Raw genomic sequence first — 17,985 nt, 5'->3', positions numbered from 1 at the left:
GCGCTCTCAACGCGCCGGACACGGCGCTGGGCCTGTCATCCGTGAGGTCGTCGGTGTACTGGCTCGTTGACCCCCTGGCCCCGGTCTCCGGTCTCCGGCCCCCGGTCCGCTGGCCCCCCGGCCTCCGGCCCCGGCCCGCTGGCCCTCGGTCCGCGGTCAGTTGGTTCGCCGGTTCGTTGCTCGGCCGGTTCTCTGCTCCGTCGGGGCGTTCGGGCCCAACGAGTTCTCCGGCCTCGGCCGGTTCGTCAGTGGCAGGCGGAATCGAGGACGACGGCCTTCGTCTCGGCGTGCTCGCCCGCCTTCCCCTGGTCTCCGGCCTGTGCGGCGGATACGGAGCGGGGCGGGGCGGGTGGCGCAGCCAGGGTGGCGATGACCTCGTGCCTGATGAGGTGGTAGTCGGGCGCACCCGAGTAGATGAGCGGGGGGACGAACTGGAGACTCCTGATCCTGGAGTTCTTCACCTTCTCCGCCAGTTCGACCAGGTCGGGCAGCAACTGCCGAGGTATGTCGGTGGAGATGGTGTCGACGGCGGCGGCGGCCAGTTTCTCGAAGCTCCTGAAGACCGTCACCGGGTCGGCCTGTTTGGCGACGGCGTTCAGCAGGCACTTCTGGCGGCCCATCCGCACGTAGTCGTCACTGTAGGTGCGGGATCTGCCGTACCAGAGCGCCTCCTCGCCCGAGAGTTTCCGCTTTCCCGCCTCGATCAGGCCCTCGTTCTGCCTGCCGTACACGATGGGATCCTTGATGCGGACGCGTACACCGCCCATCGCGTTGACGATTTCCACGAAGCCCCTCATGTCGACCATCGCGTAATAGGGAATGTCGAGGCCGAGGATGCCGCCGATCGTTCTTTTCAGAAGCGTCGGGCCGCGGTGCCGCTTGCTCTGCCGGGGAACCATCTCGGGATAGTCCTCGGCGTACTGGTAGATCTCGTTGAGCATGCCCGGTGTGTACGGCGGTTCGCCCTGGAAACCGTAGGGAAAGCGCTCGCGGGCCGGGCCCGGCGGCATCGGGACGTTCTCCAGGTTCCTGGGCAGGCCGAACAGCACCGTGTCTCCGGTCCTGGGGTCGATGCTGGCCACGGTCATGCTGTCGGTGCGTACGCCGATCCGGTTGGCCGCCGCGTCCGCGCCGACGAGCAGGATGTTGAGCCGGTCCACGTCCTTCCACGGGTCCACCGGGATCGGCGCGACGCTTTCCGCGAACACCGAGGTCACGACGCCGTGCGAGATGTAGGCCAGTTTGGCCGCGTAGATCATCGGAGCGACCACCAGCGCGCATATCACGCCGACGCCCGCGGCGGAGAGGTACCGGGCCGCAGGTGACGCCGCCTTTGGTCGCACCAGCAGGTGGGAGCGGATGGTCACGGTGACCGTCACGCCGGCGACCAGCATCGCGGTGAAGGCGAAGACCCAGAGCCAGGAGGGTTGTACGGCGAGGGAGAGCAGGGAGGGGCCGGCGGTCAGCACGGCGGTCGCGGCGGCTGCGGCGAGGATCAACTCGATGCCCATCAAGATGGCACCGGTCAGGCGGCGGCCCACCCAGACGTGGGCCAGACCCCACAGAACGGCTGAGCCCAGTGTCAGTGCCAGGCTCGATCCGACGCCCGTTCGCCCCGTATTGCCTGCCATAGCCGTGACATCTCCCGTCCGTCAGACCAATACGTCGCAGGTTAGTAACGGTTTTCGGTTGAATCGGCTATGTGGTTGTTCGACGCGCTGAGGGCGACGGGTCAAGGTTTGTAAACCAGATTTCGCCGTCGGGATGACATTGATCTCCAAGTTCACGTCAAAAAGATGCCCTAACTGGTTTTGCCTGGCAAAAGCGGGGATTTCCAGGTAATGCGGTCAGGGAAGTCCGTACGTACGGTGATCGGCTCGATTTTGATCGTGCTCGGATGCCTCCTCGCCCCCTTCGCCCTCACCACCTACTGGGCGGCGAACGAGATCGCCGATCCCGACCGCTACATCAAGAACGTCGCCCCGCTGGCCGCTCACCCGGATGTCAGGAACGCCGTCACGGACCGTGTCACCGACGAGGTCATCGTGCGGCTGCGCGCGCTGGGCGTCTCGGTCGGCGGGGAGGTCGTCCGCGAGACGGTGAGGTCCGGCGTCGACAACGACTTCGCCGTCGCCTGGGTGGAGATCAACCGGCAGACGCACCGCAGGCTCCTCGCGATCCTGGGCCACGCCCCGAATCCCAGCGTGGCGGACGGCGGCGTCGGCTACGACCTCGCCCCGGTGTACGAGCTGGTCAAGCGGAGGTTGGAGATCGTCGGTGTGGGAGACGCCTCGCGCCTGCCCAGTACGCACCCCGTCACCCTGCTGCTGCCCACCTCCGCCGTTTTCGTGATCGACAATTTCTACGACAGGCTGATCTCGCTGAAATGGGTTCTGATCGGTCTGTCACCGGTACTGATCGTCACGGGAGTGTTTTTGCCCCATGACCGGTACGTCGCTCTGATCGGCGCCGGGCTCGGCCTGGCCACGAGCATGCTCGCGCTGGCCGTCGTCCTGTCCGTGATCCGCAACGTCTACCTGCCCGCTTCCGCCACCGGCGGCATGTCGTACTCCGCCGTGGCCGCGATATTCGACGCGCTGACCACCTTCCTGAGGGACGGCCTGCGCGTGCTCTTCACACTGGGCCTGCTCGTGGCGGGGACCGCCTTCGTCATCAAGGGCAAGCGCGTCCGTTCCAGGTTCGCGGCCGCGGCGCTCGAAGACCACCGTCACCAGTCCGCGGACCCCTCGAAGGACGTCTCCGAGGGGTGATAGCCGAGCCGGGTGCGCGCGGCGGTTATGTCGAGGGTCCGCTCGACGGCCAGGTGGCCCGCGGCGTAGCGCGTGAGCCGGGGCGGGCGCGGGCGCCGGAGCAGCCGTGACACGGTCTCGGCGACGGCGGCGAGGGGATCCGCCAGCGCGAGCGGCAGATAGTACGGTTCGGCGTCGATGCCGCGCTCTGCGAGGATCGCGCGCAGGGCGTCGTCGAGCACGACGGGTTCGGCGTCGGTCACGTTGAAGACGCCGTGGTCGACCGGACCTTCTGCGGCGAGCAGGCAGGCCTGGACCAGGTTGTCCACCGAGGTCAGGCTGATCCGCTGGCGCCCGTCGCCCACCGCGAGCAGCCTGCGGCCCCTGACCGCGCCGAGGACCCGGGGAAGCAGCGTGGTGTCCCCCCTGCCGTAGATCGCGTGCGGTCGCAGGATGACCGCCCGTTCCAGGCACCTCTCCGCGGCGGCCTTCGAGGCGCCGTACGCGTTGGCGTACCGCCCGGCCGGGGCGGTGTCCTCGGTGGCCATCACGGTCGGCCGGAACGGATCGTAGACGCTCGCCGTGCTGACGTGCACGAACCTGGCGCCGGGGAAGGCCGCGGCGGCGTTGCGGGTGCCGTCCACGTTGACGGCCCAGATGTCACGTGGCGGTCCCCAGTCCGTGACGCTCCCGGCGCAGTGGATCACCACGTCCACCTCGCTCGGGGGTGTCGCGGGCCGGGGGGTGAGGAGGTCCCACGACGTGTACGGAGCGCCGCCGAGGTGCCCGGCGTCCACAGCGGGTCGCCTGCCGAAGGCCCGCACCGTCCAGCCCCGCACCACGGCCGCCCGGCAGACCGCGCCTCCCACGAATCCGGAGGCGCCCGTCACCGCGACCCTCGGCCGCCCGCCGGGCCCGATGGGGCGCTCAGCTGCGGCGAGGTGCTCAGGTATGGCGGGTCGCTCAGCTGCGGCGGGTCGTTCAGGCACGGCGGGCGACCAGGTCTCGCAGGGCGGCCCGGTCGAGCTTGTCGGCCCGTCCCGAGCGGGGGAAGGCGTCGAGCGGCTCGATACGGTCGGGCAGGGCCGCGGCGTCCACGATCTCGGGAAGCGCCTTGCGCAACAGGCCCTCGTCGTAGCCCTCCGAGGGAACGACGGCCAGCACGACCTCCTCGTCCCCGGTCTCGGGGTCGGAGAGCCCGACGATCGCGGCCTCGGCGACCCCGGGCAGCGCCGCGATGCCGGACTCGTACAGGCCCGGGTAGATGTTGACCCCGTCGCGAAGGATCATGTCCTTCTTCCGGCCGAGCAGCACCAGCCGGTCCCCTTCGAGCCTGACGAGGTCGCCGGTCGCGACCTCCCGCAGCGGCTCCTCGCCGAGATAGCGCCACGCGAGGTGGGGGCCGGAGACGAACAACTCGCCGTCCTCGGCGACCCGGACCCCGACGCCGGGCAGGGGCTCCCCGAGCAGATCCCCCTCGGCCTGGGCCAGCTTCTCGCGGGCGGACGCGATCGCGATGGGGAGCGCCTCGGTCATCGCGTATACCGAGAGGACCTCGGGCCCGGCCTCGATCGCGCGTCGGAGCACGCCCGGCGGGGCAGGAGCGGCGCCGAGCAGGAGGTAGCGGAGGGTCCCGGGGAGCCTGGGGGTCTCGCGCAGCAGTCGATCCAGGTGCACCGGCACGGCGAAGGTGTGGGTGGCCCGCCGCGCGGCCAGTTCCGCGGCGAGGTCACCGCCCCCGGGCAGGGACCAGGTCGCCCCGGCCAGCAGGGCGGGGAGTCCGAGCATCAGCTGGTCGGTGTGCACGACGTCACCGGGACCCAGCGGGAACGCGCTCCTGAACATCTCCAGCCCGGCCGCGAGCGACCCCCGGGTGTGCACCACCCCTCGCGGACGCGCGGTGGTCCCCGAGGTGAAGATCACCGCCGCCGATTGGTCCGGATCCGCCCCGTACACCTCCCGGCCGGGAACGGCGGACGATCGTCGCAGGACGCGGGAGAGCCGCAGCGCTCCGCGGGGCACTCCTGGCAGCCACGGCCCCGTGTACAGGTGACGGACGGGGTGGCCGGGAAGCGGGTCCGCGAGGTCGGGCAGCAGCAGCCCCCGGCGGCGGGCGAGGCGCCTGAGCGGGCCGCTCAGGGTGTAGAGGAGGGACTCGCTGATCACCCATGCGGGCCGGGTCGCGGCCATGCGGGCCGCGAGCACGTCGGGGGCCAGACCGGGGTCCGCGAGGACGAGCGTCCCGCCCGCCGCCACCGCCCCCAGCGCCAGCGCCACCGCGTCCACCCCCGGCCGCACCGCGAACAGCACACCGTCCCCCGGCCGCATCCCGTCCTCGGGCCGGACCCGGTCTTCTACTCGCACCGGGTCTTCCGGTTGTGTCCCGCTCTCCGCCCGCGCCCGGTCTCCCGGTCGTTCCCGGTCTTCCGGCCGTGTCCGGTCTTCCGGCCGTGTCCGGTCTTCCGGCCGTGTCCGGTCTTCCGGCCGTGTCCGGTCTTCCGGCCGTGTCCGGTCTTCCGGCCGCGCCCGGTCTCCCGGCCGCGCCCGGTCTCCCGGCCGCGCCCGGTCTTCCGGCCGAGCGTCGTTCCCCGGCCGGCCTCCGCCCATCGCGTCGCGGACCGCGGACACCCGACGGGCCAGCTCGCCGTAGGTGATCTCCCGGCCCCGCCCGTCGACGATCGCGGTGCGCCCCGGCTCCCGCTCGGCGATTGTCATGATCCCGCTGACGATGTCGTTCACTAGGCTCCCGCCCGGCCGATCCACAGATGCTCGTACGTGGGAATGAGGACCCGTCTGGCCGCCCGTCGCCGCACGACGCGCACCCGGTGGGAGAGCAGGACGGAGGCCACCGCCCGGATCTCCGCGAGGGCGAGCGGGTAGCCGATGCAGAAATGCGGGCCCGCGCCGAACCAGAGCCTGCGCAGCTCGGGCGGGTGGGTGCGGGAGGGGTCGAACGGGCCGTACGCCCTGGCGCAGTTGTGGGTGACGATCAGGACCCGGTCGCCGGGGCGTACCGCCGTGCCGCCGACGTGCGCGGCGGCGGCCACCGAGCGCAGCATCAGCGGGGTCGGCGTGGTGACCCGCATCGCCTCCTCGATGACCCTGTCCAGGTCGCCGACCTGGGTGCCGTGGTCGTGCAGGAGGGCGACGAGCCGGGGGACGAACGTGGCGACGGTCTCGGTACCGGTCAGGAAGAACGCCCCCGCCGCGCCCCGCGCCTCGGCCACGGACAGTCCCTGCGCCCGCATCCGGCCCATCACCGTGGACTCGTCCCCGGCCTCGTAGGCGGTCTGCGCGATGTCCCCGATCCGGTCCAGCACCCGCCTGGCGACGGCCACCTGCCGGTCGGACAACCGCCGCGAGCGCAGCGAGACCATCGAGACGACCCGCTCCCCGTCCGCGAAAAGTTCCCTCGCCCGCGCCTCGGAGACCTCGCCCAGCCCGATCACCCGGCAGATCACCGCCCCGGCCATCAGCCGCATGGCGTCCACCAGGTCGACCGTCTCGCCCTTCCCCAGGCGGGCGGAGAGATCGTCGAGCGGTCCACGGAGCACGTCCTCCACCAGCGAGGACACGTACCCGGTGGTGAACAGCGGCATCAGTTTCCTGCGGAGCGCGAGGTGGCCGGGGCCCTCCATGTTGAGCAGTACGGAGGGGCCGAGCACGGGCGTCCACAGGTCGCCGGGCGACCCCGGCCCGTCCTTGCGGAACCGCTCGTCCATCAGCACGGCCCGCGCGACGGCGGCGTCGTTGACCACCACTCCCAGCCCGGGGACGCGCACCACGGGCCCGAGCCGGGCCAGCAGCCGCATGAGCGGGTAGGCGAAGGGGTGGGCGGCCAGGTAGAGGCGGGTCTCGTGGTTCACCGGACGTCGATCACTTCCGGCCGGTAGTGGTGGTCGGCGTACCAGGCGAGGGTGCCCGCGAGGCCGTACGCCCGCAGCCTGCGTACGGAGCCGAAGACCACCACGTCACGGCGCGAGGCGTACGCGGGGGTGAGGGCGCGCACCTGGTTGACCAGGGCACGGTCCTCGTGGACCTCCTCGATCGCGGTCCTGGGGAAGCCGCCCGCGCGCTCGTAGAGGTCCGCGGTGATGGCGAGGGTGGCGCCGGGCATCATCACGTACGGGCCCAGGTAGCGCGGGTCCCTGTTGCCGGGCCGGAAGCGGCCGAAGGTCGCCGCCACCTCCACCACGAACGGGATGAGGTGACGCTCCCAGAACTTCAGCCGGAACTCGTCGGTCCTGGGCCTCAGCTGCCCGCCGACCATCTCCAGCCCGTCGTCGAAGGCCCGCCGGATGTTGCGCACCCAGTCGGGGCGGGGCAGGCAGTCCGCGTCGGTCCTGGCCAGGTGGGTCGCCCCGTGCGCGATGGCGTGGCGCATGCCGGTGTCGGAGGCGGCGCCCGTGCCCTTCCGAGTCTCGACGACCACCTGAACACCGTGCCGCCGTACGACCTCGGCGGTGCCGTCGGTGCTCGCGTTGTCCACCACGAGCAGCGTGAAGTCCCGGTCGTCCTGCTCGGCCAGAGCCCGCAGCGTCGCCTCGATGCCGGGGGCCTCGTTGTAGGCGGGAACGATCACCCAGAGGTCCATCACATCTCCGCCAGCATCACACCGGTACTGATCCCGCCGCCCAGCCCGAGCAGCGCCACCCGGTCGCCGGGTCGCCAGTCGCCCAGGGTGAGCTGGAGCGGCAGCGTCGTCGAGGCGCAGTTGCCGTGCTCGGGCAGGCTGACCACGAGCCTGTCCCCTGGGATGTCGAGCACCTCGGCCAGGAAGCGCAGGTAGGGCAGCGCCACCTGGTGCACCGCGACGACGGCGAAGTCGTCCCAGGTCAGGCCGGTGCGCTTGAGGGCGTTGAGGAAGATGTCCGGGCCGATCGCCTCGAAGGCGTCCTTGAGCCTGCGCCCGTCGCCGCGGAAGTAGGAGTACTCGAGGTCGCGGGGGTGCGCGGAACCGCCTCCGGGCAGGGTGCCGATCGCCCAGGACGTGGAGTCGGCCGCGAAGTCGCGGTAGAAAATGCCACGTTCCAAGTCGGCGGCGACCGTGACCGCGGCCCCGGTGTCCGACAGCGTGTAGCCGGCGAAGGAGTCGACGAACTGCGCGCGGTCCCTGACCCGCCACCGGATCGCCCGCGACGGGATCTCGCCCGAGCAGACCAGCACCTTGCGGTGCGCCCCGGTCAGGATGAGCGCCTCGGCGATCTGGATCCCGTTGAGCATGCTGTTGCAGGCGTTCTTGACGTCGAACACCGGGCACGAGAGTCCCAGTTTGGCCGCCACGATGTGCGCGGTGGCGGGTTCGATCATGTCCTGCGAGGCCGACGCGAAGACGAGCAGGTCGACGTCGGAGTGGTCGAGTTCGCGGGCCGCCTCCGCGGCCAGGTCCGACGCCTGCTGGTCGTCCCTGGCCACGTGGCGGCGCCGGATTCCGGTCAGCCGTTCGACGACGCCCCTGTGGGGCGTGTAACCCTCGATCCGCCGTTCGACGTCCGCGCTGGACACGGTCCGCTCCGGCAGATACGTCGCGACGCCCGTGATCCGGGCTTTCATTGATCTCCTTTTATCCCTGAACAGTGTCGAGCCGAACAGCGTCGAGCCGAACAGCGTGAAGTCTCGACATGCTCGCGCAATGTATCTAAAACGCGGTGTTTTGTCCTGGTCATGCGAGAAAGACGGGCAAACATGGACGAGAGATCACATACCTGCACAAGCCGGTCGCGAAGATGGCATCGCGCCGTCCTGTCATGCCGTCCTTCCGCACCGCGCTCCCACGTCGTCCGTTCGCGCCGACACGAGTTTCATGATCGATAAAGGGGTGGTGGATCTTTTCCTCAAGGTCAAGGCCGAGGACAGGAGTTGGAGAACACCGCCGGGCCGCCGGGCACCACCTCGGGCCGAGAGCCGCGGCTCCGCCGGGTAGTTTGACGAACCCCTGTCGCGGCAGAGGACCCCATAAGATCTTTTTTCGTGATCGACCGGAATGACCGTGATCGACCTCGCCGGGCTGAACACCGTCACCCGCACCGTGATTCTGCTGGAGGTATGCCATGCGTGGTACAGCTCGTGCGTTCGCCGTGACCACCGCCGCCCTCGCCCTCGGACTGACCGCCTGCAGCGCGGGCGAGCCGGCCGACGGCCGGCCGGTGAAGCAGGCCGTCCCCAAGGCCGGTGAGGAGACCAAGAAGCCCGAGAAGCCGGCGGGACCCGTCACGCTGAAGTACTGGACCTTCACCCCGCCCGAGGCCGCGCTGAAGAGGGCGGTCGCCGCGTTCGAACGGGCGAACCCCGGCATCAAGGTCGAGCTGCGCACCTTCGCCGAGGCCGACTACCGCAAGCGGCTCCCCAAGGCGCTCGCCGGCGACGAGAAACTCGACGTCGTCGGCCTCCCGATCCCGACGATGACCCGCTCGGTCGCGAACCGGCTCCGCCCGGTCGACGACTGGAAGGACAAGGTCTCCGGCGGCTGGGTCGACGAGCTCGGGGAGAACGCGGTGAAGCAGACGGAGAAGGCCGCCAAGGGCGGCACGCTCTACTCCGTCCCGATGGGTTCCAACGGCGGCGCGGTCATGTACTACAACGCCGGTCTCCTGTCCGAGCTCGGACTCTCCTTCCCGAAGACGGCCGCCGATCTGGAGAGCGTCGTGAGGCGGGTCAAGAAGGAGATCCCCGACCTCCGGCCGATCGTCTTCTCCGGCGAGCCACGTCGGCAGGAGGAACTCCTGTTCACCATCGCGGGCCAGAGCCACCCCACCCTCTCCGACGAGCTGCTGACCGGCGGCAAGCCGTGGAACGGCCCCGAGGTCGTCTCGGCCCTGACCGCCTACAGGTCGCTGTTCGACAGGGGCGTGCTGGCGAAGTCGGGGCTCGCACTCAAGGGCGACCGCCCTGCCGAGCTTTTCCGCTCAGGCAAGGCCCTGTTCCTGGTGGACGGCTCGGGCCGGAGCCCGATGCTGTCCGCGTCCTACCGCAAGACCGCGAAGATCTCCGTCAAGAAGATCGGCGCCGGACCTTTCCCGACCGTCCTGCAGGGCTCCAAGCCCGCCGTCCGCAGTACGGCCGAGGTGGGGCTCGCCATCCCCAAGAGCTCCAAGCACGTGGCCGAGGCGGCCACGCTGATCGAGTTCCTGACGGTGGGCGAGGGGGTCTCCAACTGGGTCGGAGACCTGGCGCTCGTCCCCGCGCGCGAGGACTTCCGGATCGACTCCTCCGTCTTCGCCGACTCGGAGGGCAAGGAGGGTTACGCCGCGATCCAGGAGCTCGTCAAGGACGGCGGCTCCCTGAACGTCCCCGACGAGTCCTTCCTGGAGCGGGTGGAGGGTGACGTCATCCTCGACGTCGCCCATGGCCGGATCACCGCGAAGAAGGCGGCCGACCGCCTGCAGGAGGAGTGGTCGCGCGGCGAGTGAGGGTCTTCCTCCGGGTTTCCCCGCCGTCCTGTGGTGAGAGCCCTCCTCGGCTTCTCGCCGGCAGGACGGTGAAAACCTCTCGACGGCTTCCCGCCGCCCGGGCCTCGACAGTGGCTTCCCATCCGGTCGCTGAGCGCTCCCGGGGGCCCCGGCGAGGTCAGGCGTTCACGTTCACCGGCCGGAAGGTGCGGCGGTAGGCCATCGGCGAGACGCCGATGGCCGCCTGCAGGTGCTGGCGGAGCGAGGCGGCGGTGCCGAACCCCGACCGCAGGGCGACACCGTCCACCGGCAGGTCGCTGGTCTCCAGGAGCCGCCGGGCCAGCTCGACCCGCTGCAGGATGAGCCACTGCCCGGGGCTGAGCCCCATCTCGTCGCGGAAGCGCCGGGTGAAGGTACGGCGGCTCATCCGGGCATGGGCGGCCAGCTCGCCGAGGGAGAGCGGTTCGTGCAGCCGCTCCAGCGCCCAGGCCCTGGTCGGGGCGGTCGTCGCCGCGGTCGGGGAGGGAATCGGGCGCTCGATGAACTGTGCCTGACCGCCGTCGCGCCACGGCGGGACGACGCACCGCCTGGCCACGCGGTTCGCCACCTCGGTGCCGTGGTCGCGCCGGACGATGTGCAGGCAGAGGTCGATCCCCGCGGCCACCCCTGCCGAGGTGAGCACGTCCCCGTCGTCCACGAACAGCACATCCGGGTTGACCTTGACCTTGGGAAACAGCTTCTGGAAGTGGTCGGTGCTGCTCCAGTGGGTGGTCGCGGGACGGCCGTCGAGCAGTCCGGCCGCCGCGAGCACGTAGGCGGCGGTGCAGATCGAGACCAGGCGGGTGCCCGGCCGGATGCGCGCGATCGCGTCGGCCACGGGGACGGGGAGCCGTCCCTCGGCGGAGATCGCTCCGAGGGCGTGGGTGGCCGGGATCACCACGGTGTCCGCGTCCTCCAGGGCCTCGGCTCCGTGGTCCACCGCGATCGCGAAGTCGGCGTCGGTGCGTACGGGGGCGCCGTCGACGGTGCAGGTGAGCACCTCGTAGAGCGGTTTGCCGTCCGCGCCCCTGGCGACGCCGAAGATCCGCGGCGGGATGCCCAGCTCGAAGGGGATCACGCCGTCCATGGCGAGCATGACGATCCTGTGCATGACCCGATTCTTACATGGGTGAGGTACGGGCCACCCCCGCCGATGGCCGCCGCGTCACCAAGGACCGTCTCTTGCGAAGCTGTTCCCCTCGCCGAGGGGGCGCCACCTGCGAAGCCCGTTCCCTTCATCGAGAATCGCCGTCCGCGAAGCCCTTTTCACTGTGGGGTGCCTGCCGTGAAGCCCCGTCCCCCACCGTGAGGCAGGCTCAGGAGTCGGGCGCGGTCGACAGCGGCAGGCGGAGGACGAGCCGGGCGCCGCGGCCGTTGGTGTTGTCGGCGGCGTAGAGCCTGCCGCGGTGTGCCACGGCGATGTCCCTGGCGATGGACAGGCCCAGGCCGGTTCCCCCGGCGTCGCGGCTGCGCGCCGAGTCCAGGCGGGTGAACCGCTGGAAGACCCGCTCCCGCTCTGTCTCGGGGATGCCGAGCCCGTCGTCGATGACCTCCAGCACGGCCTCGCCCAGCCGGCTCCCGACCCGGACCTGCACCTCCTTCACCGCGTGCCGGTCGGCGTTGGCCAGCAGGTTGGTGAGCAGTCGTACCAGCTGGACCCTGCTGCCTCGCACCGTGACGCCGGGGTCGAGCTTCAACAGCACCTCGTGCCGGGTCGGCCGGCGCCTCACCTCCGAGGTGACCAGGTCGGCGAGGTCGATCACCTCCGGTGCGACCCGCACGCCGGAGTCCAGACAGGCGAGCAGCAGCAGGTCCTCGATGACGGCCTGGAGCCGGTCCGCGTCGGCCAGCACCGAGCGCATCGTCGTGAGCGGGTCCTCCGCCTCGGGGTCGGAGATCGCCAGTTCGAGCTTGGTACGTAACCCGGTCAGGGGGGTGCGCAGCTCATGGGAGGCGTCGGAGGCGAAGCGACGCTGGTTCTCCACGGCCCGCTCCAACCTTTCGAGGGTCGCGTTGATGGTCTGGGTGAGCTGCGCCATCTCGTTCCCCGAGGCGGGGACGGGCATCCGGCGGCTGAGGTCGGAGGCGGTGATCTCGGTCATCTCGGCGCGGATCCGTTCCACCGGGGCGAGCGTACGGCCGGCGAGTTGCCAGGCGCCCCAGCCGAGCAGCGCGAGAAGCCCCGAGGAGAAGAGCGTGAGCGTGATCGCGAGGAAGCTGGAGCGGAGCAACGGGGGTTCCGGCATTATCGCGTAGATCATCACGTCGCCGTAGACGGAGTCTTCGACCCGGAGGCCCGCGACGCTGTAGCACGCCCGTTCCTTCGGCGGTAGGGTCGCGCACACCGTCTCGTCCACGCGCGCCTGGCCGGGAGGTGGGCGCTTCTGGGTGAGCGGCGGCTTTTCCTTCATGGCCGGGCTGGCGGCGACCACCCGGCCGTCGTTCGCGACGACCTGGATGCGGTTGACGCGGTTGAGCGGGAAGATGACGGTGTCCGCGGGGCCTTTCTCGATGTCCAGGGCCGTGTTGGCGGCCGCGTCGGCCGCCAGGTCGGAGAGGTCCGCCGAAAGCCTGGTCTTCACGACCTGCAAGGTGACGAACATGCCCATTCCCAGGACCAGGGCGAACGCGATGATCGCTATGAGGGTCACCTGACCTCGGATTGACCGCGGACGTCGTAATATGGCTACCCCCCCGAAAATCATCTCTTCGTATTTAATGACATCCTTTTAAGTCATTTATAGGTGATTGTCGTTAATTAACTAGCAAAGCCCGAACAAGCTCTCGTTGTTGTTCGGTCGGGGAGGGCAATGGTTCCCACCTGCGGCGCGACCGGGAGAGGCATCGGCCAAGTGGTGCCGGAAGTGGCTCGAAAAGACTCCCGGTATGACGCATCTGGCTGGCATGTCCTCCTATGTAGGTGTGTGTCCTGTTAAGATCCGCCGATGATTATCCGTGACGGTCATCTTGGCGACGCACCGGCCGTTCTGGCGATGTTCGACGGCGCGGTGGCGTGGCTGACCTCCCTGGGCCGCACCGGCCAGTGGGGCAGTGAGCCGTTCTCCGTCGACGCGGCCCGTGTCGAGCGGGTCACCTCGTGGGCGACATCCGGCGGGATGCGCGTCGCCGAGCTCGACGGCCGGCCCGCGGGCTGCCTGGTAGTGGGGCCCGCGATGCCCTATGTCCCCCCCGCTCCCGAGCCGGAGCTCTACATCCAGGGGCTGGTCGTCGATCCGAGGTTCCACGGCAGGGGAGTCGGGGCCGCCCTGCTGGAGCGCGCCCGCGCGGAGGCCGCAGGGCTGGGGATCGCGCTGGTGCGGGTCGACTGCTACGCCGGTGACGACGGCCGGCTGGTGGCGTACTACGAGAGCCAGGGCTTCACCAGGACGGAGAGCTTCAAGGTCGGCGACTGGCCCGGCCAGGTCCTGGAGTCGAGGCTCCCCGTGGCCACGGGCTGAACGGCGGGCAGAGGGGCCACCACCTCGAAGAGGTTCGACGCTCCCCGAACGTCCCGCGCCGAGAGGGCCGTGCCGGGGTGGTGCGGGCCGGGTGAGCGGGCCGGGTGAGCGGGAAGGCCGCGGACGCGAGGAGGGTGCGGGACCCGTGACGGGTCCCGCACCCTCCTGCGGTGCGGAGCGGGGTCAGCCCGCGGTTCCCGCCGAGGCCGGGTAGATGCGGAGCCAGTCCACTTCCATCCACGCCTCGCCGGAGCTTCCCTGGCCGGGGAACCAGTCCAGCTGCAGGCAGACCGACATCGAACTACGGGTGGCGTTCCCCGAGCGGAACCACTCCTGCCCGTCGATGTAGCCGACGACGCTGCTGGGGGTGACCTCCACGGCGTAGGTGTGCCAGGCGGTCATGTCGATGTTGGCGTGGGCCTGCTCCTGCCCCTGAGGGGTGTGCAGGAAGAAGTTCGGCCGCTGCCGCTCGGGATCGTTGATGACCTCCAGGAAGTCGATCTCCTCACCGGTGGAACTCCGCACGTTGCCGCCGCCGTCCTTCGGCCACAGCAGGGCGACGGGATGGTACGACCCGGCTCCCGGGTACAGGCGGATACGGGTCTCCCAGCGCCCGTACGCCTGGGCGTGACGGGCGGCCAGGCCGGCCGTGGTCCCGTCCTCGCGACCGTACAGGTAGAGCGCCCCGTTTCCGAGGTAGAGCTGCTGGGGGGATCGGCGGCCGTTGCCGGCGTGCCCGGCCGAGTCGTAGAAGACCCAGTCGGACTCGTCGAGGTAGTCGTCGAACTCCGCGCACCAGGACGGTGCGCCCCAGCTGAGGGCTTGCGCGGCGCTGGCCTCGCCGGTGGCGGCGGGGGCGCAGGGGGCCGCGGAGACCACCTCTCCCTGGGCCGCGCTGAGGGTGCTCACCGTCAGCGCGGCCACCATGCTGAGTACGGCCACCCGCACGTGGGATCTGGTGATCATGATTACTCCTCCCAGGATCTTGCGCAGAGTGTGGAGGGACTGAAGCTCCAGCAGCCGGTGCTCGTCGGGCTGGGGATCGCCCACACGGTCGGGCCCGAGGGCTGGGTGGGCGAGGCGGGCGGCGCGAACACCCAGCGCGGCGCGCCCGCCGGCTCGTGGTTCGCGATCAGCCGGACGCCGGGGGACGCCGCGGTACGGCCACGCCAGGGCGCGAGGCTCCAGCACGAGGCGAGGTCCTCCGGCTTACAGAGGTCGGAGGTGGAGCGCTTGAGCGGGGGCAGAGGCAGGACGGTACGGATCGAGGGCGCCGGGGACGGGGCCGCCATCGGGGATCGGGTGCTCTGGACCGGCTCGAGCAGGAGGGAGGGCTCCCGGGCGTCGGTCCGCGCGGGTGCGGGCCGGGGCGCGTGGGTCGCCCAACGAGGCGCGCCGGGGCGCGACGAGGTGGCGGTGGGGGCCGGGGTGACGGGCGGGGTCGGGCTCGCCGAGGGCTTCGGAGTTTCCTTGGGCGAAGTGGTGGGCTTCTGAGTGGGCTTGGGGGCGGGGGTGCCGCTCGGCGCGGATTTGGTCGCCGTCGCCGTCGCGGTGGGTTTCGCCGTTGCCGTAGCGGTCGCGGTCGCCGTCGCGGTGGGTGTGGGGGACGGCGCGGGCTGGGTGGTCGTACCGGAGGGGGACGGTGTCGTCGCCGGCGGCTGCGGTGTCCCGGTCGACGCGGGTGAGGAGGTGGCGCTGGGCGACGGCGCCGGGGTGGCGGGGGCGGAGGTCGCCGTGGACGTCGCCGACGGTGCCGGGGTGGGCTTCTTGGCCTCGGGGGACGGGTCGGTGGTGGGCCTGGTGTTCCTGGACGGCGCGGGGACCTTCCTGGCCTCCACGGGGGCGTCGGTGGACCTGGTGTTCCTCCTGGTCGTCGGCTTGGTCGTCGGCTCGGACCTCCTCGGTGAGCTCTCGGTGGACCTGGTGCTCACGGGCGGGTCCTCGGCGGGACGTGACCTGCTGGACGGCGAGCTCGTCGGCGCCGCGTTCCTGGACCGTGTGGCCTCCCGCGTCGTCGTCCCATCGGGGGAGGCGGAGCGCCGCTCGACGGGAGCGTCCTCCTCCACGCGCGGTGCGGTGTTCCTCTCGCCGGAACGGTTACGGGACGTGGGCGGGGGGCTGTCGGTCTCGGGGGACGAGGTCTCCTCCGAGGGGGCGCGACGGGTCCGCGTCTCGGCGGGCGGATTCCCGTCCCCGGAGCGGGAGCCGCTGCCCGAGGGCGGGTTCCTGTCCGTTCTGGAACGGGAGTCGCCGTCCGAGGGCGGGTTCCTGTCGGATGTCGAACGGGAGTCGTCCGAGGGGGCCGAGCGGGAGTCGCCCGACGGGGGAGTCCCGTCCTGCTGGGAGGTGTCTTCGACCTCGGAGGGGGGTTCCTGGCGTGAGGGGGGAGAACCGGCGAACTCCTGCGACGATGAGCCGGAGCTCAGGCCGGGATCCGCCATGGCGGCCCACGGCTGGGCGATGACCGCGCTCGTCGTCGCGGATACCGCGGCCAGCAGAAGGCCGGAGAGTAAGGTGACACGCCGGGATGAGCTGCGTGGGGGCATTGATCGCTCTTCCTCGATCTATGGGGTGGGCTCTGGGCCGGAGATGGGTTTCCAGCCCGCGGCGGTGAATTCCGGGGTGCCCGGGAGGGCGACCGGCGGCACGGAGGTGGCGAGGGGGTCGGGGACGTTGACCCAGTCCCCCTGGTTCGCACCGCGCATGCCGGGCTGCCAGACCATGAGCAGGCTCATGGCGTACGGGCTCGAATAGGTTGGATCGGTGTCGCCGACGCCCTTGGTCGCGGTCACCTGGACCAGGACCGAGACCTGCACCTGATCCTGGGCGCGGGGTTTCCACTGGACACCGATCGTCCGTGTCCTCATGGCGGCGCCGTCGGGGAGTGCCCCGTCCTTGGGCAGGCCGAGGATCTCCCTCCACCCCGCGACGGCCTCGCGGGCACCGGCCCGCGCCGCGTCATGCTCCTCGGGCCGCGCGTAAAGCACCGCGGCCTGCTCGGCCTGTTCGACGTCCAGGGTCCACGCGGCCTCCAGCGCCGCGGCGGCGGCGGAGGCCGCGCCCAGCTCGGTGCGGGGGAACCCGACGGGGTAACCGGCCGCACCCTCGTAGGCGGAGGGCGGGGCGAGGAGAACGGTATCTCCGAGGGCCTTCGGCGCGGAGGCGTTCACGGGGGTGGCGGAGTCGGGTCGGAGGAGCTGCCATGCGCCGGCCGCCAGCAGGATCGTCCCCACGATCGAGACGACCACGATGAGCATCCGCCGCCGGGCGCTTGGCGGCGGGCCCAGATCCCAGTTCAGCGTGGGATCGTCGGCGACCGGTCGCACTAGTTGCTCCGGTCGGGGCGCTGCCCGAAGCTCTGTCCGGCCGCGGCGGCCAGGCGAAGGTACGCGCCCCGGGTCGTGGGTCGGAGGCGGACCAGGTCCACCTCGGCACCCTCCTTGAGGTGCGGGTCGTAGGGGATGCGGATCACCGCGCGGCAGCGCGAGGAGAAGTGGCGCTCCAGCAGGTCCAGGTCCACGTCGGACTTGGGCTCCACGGCGTTCAGCACGACGATGGCGTTCCTGACGAGGTCGGCGTGGCCGTGGGCGGTCAGCCAGTCCAGCGTCGCGGCGGCCGAACTCGCCCCGTCCACCGCGACCAGGCTGACCAGCACGATCTGGTCGGCCAGTTCCAGCGTCGCGCCCATCGCCCCGTGCAGCAGGCCGGTCCCGCAGTCGGTGATGCAGATGGAGTAGTAGCGCTCGATGAGCCCGGCGACCGTGCGGTAGTCCTCGGCGTTGAACGCCTCGCTCACCGCCGGGTCGGTGTCGGAGGCGAGGACCTCAAGCCGGGCGGGTGACTGGGAGGTGAAGGCGCGCGCGTCGGCGTAGCGCAGGATGTGGGGGGCCTCGGCGAGCATGGTGCGGATGGTCGCGGCCGTCTCGGACTTGACCTTGAGACCGAGGGTCCCGCGGTCGGGGTTGGCGTCGATCGCGATCACCCGGTCACCGCGCAGCGAGGCCAGCGTGTTGCCGAGGGCGACCGTCGTCGTGGTCTTGCCGACCCCGCCCTTGAGGCTCATGACCGCGATCCGGTGGTGCCCGCTCGCGACGGGGGTCTGGGCATGCGCGATCAGCGTGCGCCGTTCCACCTCCGCCGCCGACTCCGCGGGGATGATGCGCTTGCCGGAGAGCTGCCAGACGAGACGGCGCCACCCCCCGGCGGGTTCCGGGCGGCGGTTGGTGAGCAGGTGCTCCGCGGTGAGCGGGACCGTTTCGTGGAACTGGTCGGGCGGGAGCGGCGGATTGGGCGGTGATGCATGGATATGGGGAGAGGTATCCGTCATTTCCCTGGTCCTTTCTTGAAAAG

The 17,985-nt window shown here is 70.9% G+C and carries 15 protein-coding genes; 5 read left to right on the top strand and 10 right to left on the bottom strand.

Annotation, left to right across the window (positions count from 1 at the left end; translation table 11 throughout):
• Window positions 1-245: 245 nt before the first annotated feature.
• A complete protein-coding gene (locus ACIBH4_RS25170) occupies window positions 246-1,631 on the bottom strand; it encodes an LCP family protein (RefSeq protein WP_362517581.1) in 1,386 nt (461 codons plus the stop codon).
• A 237-nt stretch (window positions 1,632-1,868) separates the two neighbouring features.
• Here ACIBH4_RS25170 and ACIBH4_RS25165 point away from each other — a divergent pair, with 237 nt between their 5' ends.
• On the top strand, window positions 1,869-2,771 hold the full coding sequence (locus ACIBH4_RS25165) for a hypothetical protein (protein ID WP_362766540.1): 903 nt from the start codon (window positions 1,869-1,871) through the stop codon (window positions 2,769-2,771).
• Here ACIBH4_RS25165 and ACIBH4_RS25160 read toward each other — a convergent pair.
• From ACIBH4_RS25160 to ACIBH4_RS25140, 5 genes are read right to left on the bottom strand one after another with little or no spacing between them, the layout of a single operon-like run.
• Window positions 2,729-3,739, bottom strand: a complete 1,011-nt coding sequence (locus ACIBH4_RS25160) for an NAD(P)-dependent oxidoreductase (protein ID WP_362517575.1) — start codon at window positions 3,737-3,739, stop codon at window positions 2,729-2,731. The two genes, ACIBH4_RS25165 and ACIBH4_RS25160, sit on opposite strands and share 43 nt — an antisense overlap.
• Entirely contained in the window at window positions 3,732-5,489 is a 1,758-nt protein-coding gene (locus tag ACIBH4_RS25155) for an AMP-binding protein (protein WP_362766537.1), read from the bottom strand. The genes ACIBH4_RS25160 and ACIBH4_RS25155 overlap by 8 nt, the downstream gene beginning before the upstream one ends.
• Window positions 5,489-6,616, bottom strand: a complete 1,128-nt coding sequence (locus tag ACIBH4_RS25150; RefSeq protein ID WP_362517569.1) for a cytochrome P450 — start codon at window positions 6,614-6,616, stop codon at window positions 5,489-5,491. The genes ACIBH4_RS25155 and ACIBH4_RS25150 overlap by 1 nt, the downstream gene beginning before the upstream one ends.
• Window positions 6,613-7,344 carry a glycosyltransferase gene (locus ACIBH4_RS25145; RefSeq protein WP_362517566.1) on the bottom strand — a complete coding sequence of 244 codons (732 nt, stop codon included), beginning with the start codon at window positions 7,342-7,344 and terminating at the stop codon, window positions 6,613-6,615. Before ACIBH4_RS25145 ends, ACIBH4_RS25150 begins: the two co-directional genes overlap by 4 nt.
• The gene (locus ACIBH4_RS25140; protein ID WP_362517563.1) at window positions 7,344-8,303 is read right to left on the bottom strand and encodes a ketoacyl-ACP synthase III; all 960 of its coding nucleotides are present in this window, start codon (window positions 8,301-8,303) and stop codon (window positions 7,344-7,346) included. Before ACIBH4_RS25140 ends, ACIBH4_RS25145 begins: the two co-directional genes overlap by 1 nt.
• A 497-nt stretch (window positions 8,304-8,800) precedes the next feature.
• Here ACIBH4_RS25140 and ACIBH4_RS25135 point away from each other — a divergent pair, with 497 nt between their 5' ends.
• Window positions 8,801-10,159, top strand: coding sequence for an extracellular solute-binding protein (locus ACIBH4_RS25135; protein WP_362517560.1), 1,359 nt, complete (start codon window positions 8,801-8,803; stop codon window positions 10,157-10,159).
• Window positions 10,160-10,316: 157 nt separating this feature from the next.
• Here the strand turns inward: ACIBH4_RS25135 and ACIBH4_RS25130 are convergent, their stop codons facing one another.
• The gene (locus ACIBH4_RS25130) at window positions 10,317-11,288 is read right to left on the bottom strand and encodes a helix-turn-helix domain-containing protein (protein ID WP_362766533.1); all 972 of its coding nucleotides are present in this window, start codon (window positions 11,286-11,288) and stop codon (window positions 10,317-10,319) included.
• A 205-nt stretch (window positions 11,289-11,493) separates the two neighbouring features.
• Window positions 11,494-12,828 (bottom strand): ATP-binding protein, encoded by a 1,335-nt coding sequence (locus ACIBH4_RS25125; protein WP_362766530.1) that lies wholly within the window; start codon window positions 12,826-12,828, stop codon window positions 11,494-11,496.
• A 294-nt stretch (window positions 12,829-13,122) separates the two neighbouring features.
• Here ACIBH4_RS25125 and ACIBH4_RS25120 point away from each other — a divergent pair, with 294 nt between their 5' ends.
• Window positions 13,123-13,635 carry a GNAT family N-acetyltransferase gene (locus ACIBH4_RS25120; RefSeq protein ID WP_362517551.1) on the top strand — a complete coding sequence of 171 codons (513 nt, stop codon included), beginning with the start codon at window positions 13,123-13,125 and terminating at the stop codon, window positions 13,633-13,635.
• Between the two features lie 183 nt (window positions 13,636-13,818).
• Here ACIBH4_RS25120 and ACIBH4_RS25115 read toward each other — a convergent pair whose 3' ends face one another.
• Window positions 13,819-14,601 (bottom strand): glycoside hydrolase family 16 protein, encoded by a 783-nt coding sequence (locus ACIBH4_RS25115; RefSeq protein ID WP_362517548.1) that lies wholly within the window; start codon window positions 14,599-14,601, stop codon window positions 13,819-13,821.
• A gap of 30 nt (window positions 14,602-14,631) precedes the next feature.
• Here ACIBH4_RS25115 and ACIBH4_RS25110 point away from each other — a divergent pair, with 30 nt between their 5' ends.
• Complete coding sequence (locus tag ACIBH4_RS25110; protein ID WP_362766527.1) at window positions 14,632-15,129, top strand: hypothetical protein; 498 nt, start codon at window positions 14,632-14,634, stop codon at window positions 15,127-15,129.
• Window positions 15,130-16,389 carry a hypothetical protein gene (locus ACIBH4_RS25105; protein ID WP_362517542.1) on the top strand — a complete coding sequence of 420 codons (1,260 nt, stop codon included), beginning with the start codon at window positions 15,130-15,132 and terminating at the stop codon, window positions 16,387-16,389.
• A 571-nt stretch (window positions 16,390-16,960) separates the two neighbouring features.
• Here ACIBH4_RS25105 and ACIBH4_RS25100 read toward each other — a convergent pair.
• The gene (locus tag ACIBH4_RS25100; protein ID WP_362517539.1) at window positions 16,961-17,962 is read right to left on the bottom strand and encodes a MinD/ParA family protein; all 1,002 of its coding nucleotides are present in this window, start codon (window positions 17,960-17,962) and stop codon (window positions 16,961-16,963) included.
• Window positions 17,963-17,985: the final 23 nt, after the last annotated feature.

Source organism: Streptosporangium sp. NPDC050284 (assembly GCF_044459525.1).
Lineage (GTDB): Bacteria > Actinomycetota > Actinomycetes > Streptosporangiales > Streptosporangiaceae > Streptosporangium.
The sequence above is the reverse complement of the archived record's forward strand: the minus strand, read 5'-3'. Positions and strand labels throughout refer to the sequence as shown.